This window comes from Pseudomonas sp. CM27, from assembly GCF_013179515.1.
Taxonomy (GTDB): domain Bacteria; phylum Pseudomonadota; class Gammaproteobacteria; order Pseudomonadales; family Pseudomonadaceae; genus Aquipseudomonas.
The window spans coordinates 1-3,478 of record NZ_JABMCN010000300.1 but is presented as its reverse complement, the minus strand read 5'-3'; the positions used below and the strand labels follow the sequence as shown (position 1 = coordinate 3,478).

The 3,478-nt window shown below is 64.3% G+C and carries 4 protein-coding genes and 1 pseudogene; all 5 read right to left on the bottom strand.

Annotated features, from left to right (window positions below; genetic code table 11):
* On the bottom strand, nucleotides 1-220 hold a 220-nt coding region (locus HP547_RS26080), incomplete at its 3' end, for a hypothetical protein (protein ID WP_172288282.1).
* Nucleotides 217-1,140 (bottom strand): alpha/beta hydrolase, encoded by a 924-nt coding sequence (locus HP547_RS26075; protein ID WP_172231680.1) that lies wholly within the window; start codon nucleotides 1,138-1,140, stop codon nucleotides 217-219. The genes HP547_RS26075 and HP547_RS26080, both read right to left, overlap by 4 nt.
* Entirely contained in the window at nucleotides 1,112-2,389 is a 1,278-nt protein-coding gene (locus HP547_RS26070) for a flavohemoglobin expression-modulating QEGLA motif protein (RefSeq protein WP_172288280.1), read from the bottom strand. Before HP547_RS26070 ends, HP547_RS26075 begins: the two co-directional genes overlap by 29 nt.
* Nucleotides 2,390-2,524: 135 nt before the next feature.
* On the bottom strand, nucleotides 2,525-3,073 hold the full coding sequence (locus HP547_RS26065) for a hypothetical protein (protein ID WP_172230610.1): 549 nt from the start codon (nucleotides 3,071-3,073) through the stop codon (nucleotides 2,525-2,527).
* 29 nt (nucleotides 3,074-3,102) lie between these two features.
* Nucleotides 3,103-3,478: pseudogene (locus HP547_RS26060) on the bottom strand (TetR family transcriptional regulator); the annotation flags it as partial.

Below are 3,478 nucleotides of genomic sequence, written 5' to 3'. Positions count from 1 at the left end.
GCACGCCATCCATGCACTGGGCCACTTGCGGGGCGGGGTCGAGGGAGACTTTGTAGTCCTCGCCGGGGATGGTCTTGAGCATGGTGAAGTCCTGCAGCAGCAGGGCATCCTCGGGCTTGGCGAAATGCAGGTAGCCGTAATACCACAAGGCCCCCACCGTCACGATGATGCTGCCGACGCCGGTCAGGATCAGCGGGATGGCGTTGCGTTCTTCACTCATTGCTTGTTCTTCTCGTCAGGGTAATTGGGCACTTCGGCCAGCCGCCGAAGCCCGTTGAAATGGCTGGGGTCGTCGAGGAAACGCAACATGACCTGGCGCCACGTAGGGTCGGCAAAAGTCTGCACGTGGCCGCCGCGGGTCAGTTGCAGCACGCGCGGTGGAGGTGCGTGCTGATACAGCTGGATGCCGTTGTCCATCGGCACGAGATTGTCGTCGATGCTGTGGAAAAACAACTTGGGCGGGCTGCTTAGCTGCTCGATCGAGCGGATCGCGCTGTCGCCGTCCGGCACCAGCCACGACAGCGGCACCTGCAGCGGCCAGGTCATCCAGGACGTACTGAGGGCAAAGCGCCCGACAGCACGGTAACTGGCCGGCACGCCGTCGAACACCAGCGCGCTGAAGCGCTGGCGCTGCTCGGGGTGGGCCGCCAGGTAGTGAATGGCCATGGCACCGCCGAGGCTCTGCCCCAGCAGCACCAGCGGCTTGCCCTTGGCCTCGGGCGCCTGGTCGAGCCAGGCCATGGCGGCGGCAATGTCCTGGTACACCTCAGGCAGGCTCGGCTTGCCCTCGGACAAGCCGTAGCCGCGGTAATCGATCATCAGCACCTGGTAGCCCTGCTCCGGCAGCCAGTAGCTGCCGCCAAGGTGCCCGGGCAGGTTGCCGCCGTTGCCGTGCAGGTGCAGCACCGTGCCCTTGACCTCGACCCCCGCCTTGGCCGGCAGCCACCAACCGTGCAGGCGAATACCGTCAGCGCTGGTGAGGGTAACATCACGGTACTCGAGCTTGGCCCGCTCCGGGGTAAAGGCCTGGCCAGGTTCGGGGTAGAACAGCAGGCTGCTGCAGCCGCCAGGCCCGAGCAGGACCAGGCCAAGGGCCAGCAGGCGGCAGCGCTCAGAGAATGTTCGCGTAGTCGGCTTCAATACGGTCCAGGCTCAGGTGGTTGAGGAAGTTGGAGAAGCACATCCAGGCTGACAGCGCGTTCAGGTCGCGGAACTGTTCCGGCAGGTACTTGGGCGGCTCGACAAGGCCCTCTTCGACCAGCTGGCGCAAGGTGCGCATGTCTTCCAGGGTGGTCTTGCCACAGAACAGCAGCGGAATCTGCTCGAGCTTGCCCTTCTTCACGGCCAACTGAATGTAGTTGTAAACCATGATGAAGCCCTTGAGGTAGGACAAGTCCTTGGTGAATGGCAAGCCATTGGGCACCGAACCGCGGAACACCCGGCTGGCGTTGCTGTAGCTTTGCGCCATCTCGAAGCCCTGCTCGCGGAAGAACCCGTACACCTGCATGAAGTCCGCGCCCTCCTCGACCATGTGGATGGCGCGGGTGCGGTTGGTGAGCTTGCGCAGGCGGCTGGGGTAGGAGGCAAAGGCTATCACCTCCATCAGAATGGCCAGGCCCTCCTGGGTCACCGTCGACGAGGGTGGGCCCTTGGCCAGGAAGGTGCAGATCGGCTGGTTCAGGCCATTGAGCGTGGTACCGACGTGCACCAGCCCTTCGTGCACCTCCAGGGCGCGCACGTCGCGAGCGTTGAACATGGCGTCGGCACGCACCTTGATGTAGTCGGCACCCGCTGCGGCATCGGCGACGATACCGTCGGACTCGAACACGCGGATGGTCTCCTCGGCCTCGCCGAACACCTTGTTCAGCCGGCGCTGGAGGATCTCCACGGCCTCCTTGGCGGTGAGGTTCTTGGGTTCGTCCTTGAGGTCGCCGCGGCCATCGATGTTGTTCAGGTAGTCCGACAGCATCAGGCCGAGGTCTGCCAAGGTCGGGTCGCCGGCGTGGAAGGCGTCCGAGGCAGCGCCGTACAGCTCCTGGGAGATCAGGCCGAAATCCTCGGTGCCGCGCGCTTCGAGCATACGCACCACCATGCGGTACTCGCGGCACATGCGCTTCATGATCTGGCCGACCGGGTTGAACTGGCCGAGCTGGCGGATGATGTCGCGTTCGATGCCCTGGAACTCGGCCTTGACCGCGTTGGAGTCGAAGGCCAGCGGGCGCGACTGGTAATAGGCGCGGTCGACTGCCGGTGGTTCCTTGCCCTTGGCCTTGAGGAAGCCCTGGCGGATGTTGTCGTCCCACTTCACCGCGTCCAGGACCCGAATCGGGGTCTGTGCCGCAACGATGCGGTCGGACAGGGCGCGGATGGTTTGCTGGTATTCGTCCACCGGGGACTCCTTTCTAGTACAGGAAACCTGTACCGGCCTCTTCGCGGCTAAAGCCGCTCCCACAGGTACCGCACAGTATTCAGGACCTGTGCAGTGCCTGTGGGAGCGGCTTTGGCCGCGAAGAGGCCAGCACGGTCATTTGCCGGAGCGCTGGAACCGCGCCACCTCGACGAACAGGTCCGAGTTGGCCGGGTCGTCAAGGTATGCCAGCACCCGCGCCGCAGGGCTGTCGATCAGCACGCCGTCGCCGTTGTCTTCCGGCACCTCGGTGCTGCGCCCGCTCAGTTCCTTCTTGTCCACCGCCTGCTGCACCTGCTCGACATCCAGGTTGTAGACCACCAGTTCCTTGCCATCGACGATGTCGAAACCGCCGATGAGGAAATTGCCGCCCAGGCGCTTGGGCACGCCAGCCGACAGGTACCAGCGGTTGCCGTGGCGCGAGACGGTGAACACGTATTCTTCAGGGGCCTTGCCCTTGGCCGTTGCCACCGCCTTGTAGGCATCGCCGCCGCTGCGGCTGATGGTGAGCTTCAGCGGCTCGCCCCAGGCGTCCTTGCTGCTCCATTTACCGAGCAGGGACTTGGGCGCCGACTGGTTGCTGGGCAGGGGCTCGTGGAAGGTCACCAGACAACCGCCCAGCAGCAGGAATGACAGAGTCAACAACACCACACGCCAGGCTTTCATCAGGTTCTCCTTGAAAAGTCGGACTCGCCTCAGGCCGATGCCAGCACCAGCTGCAGGTACCGGGTAAGCATAGCGAGCATCTGCCCATCGGCTTGCGCGTTCGCATCCTTGAGCAGGCCCTGATATTCCATCTGCTCGATAATCGCCGTCAACATCTGGGCGTCCTGTTCCGGTTGCCGCGAGCCTACCACCTGCAGCAATTGCCGAGTGCCGTGCAGCAGGATCTGCTCGTGGGCGCGTACCAGTTCGGCTAGGCGCGGGCACAGCAGGGCTTCCTGGCGAAAGGCCTGTTCGGCCATCAGGAAGTCGCGACGGTTGAGCAACTGGCGCTGTACGTAGTCGGCGGTCATGCCCGCCACTTCGTCGGCCAGGCGTGCCCGTGCCTGCGGGGTGCCATCACCCTGG

Coding starts and splice junctions, on each gene's coding strand:
- HP547_RS26065 (WP_172230610.1), bottom strand. CDS start 3,073: ATGAAAGCCTGGCGTGTGGTGTTGTTGACTCTGTCATTCCTGCTGCTG.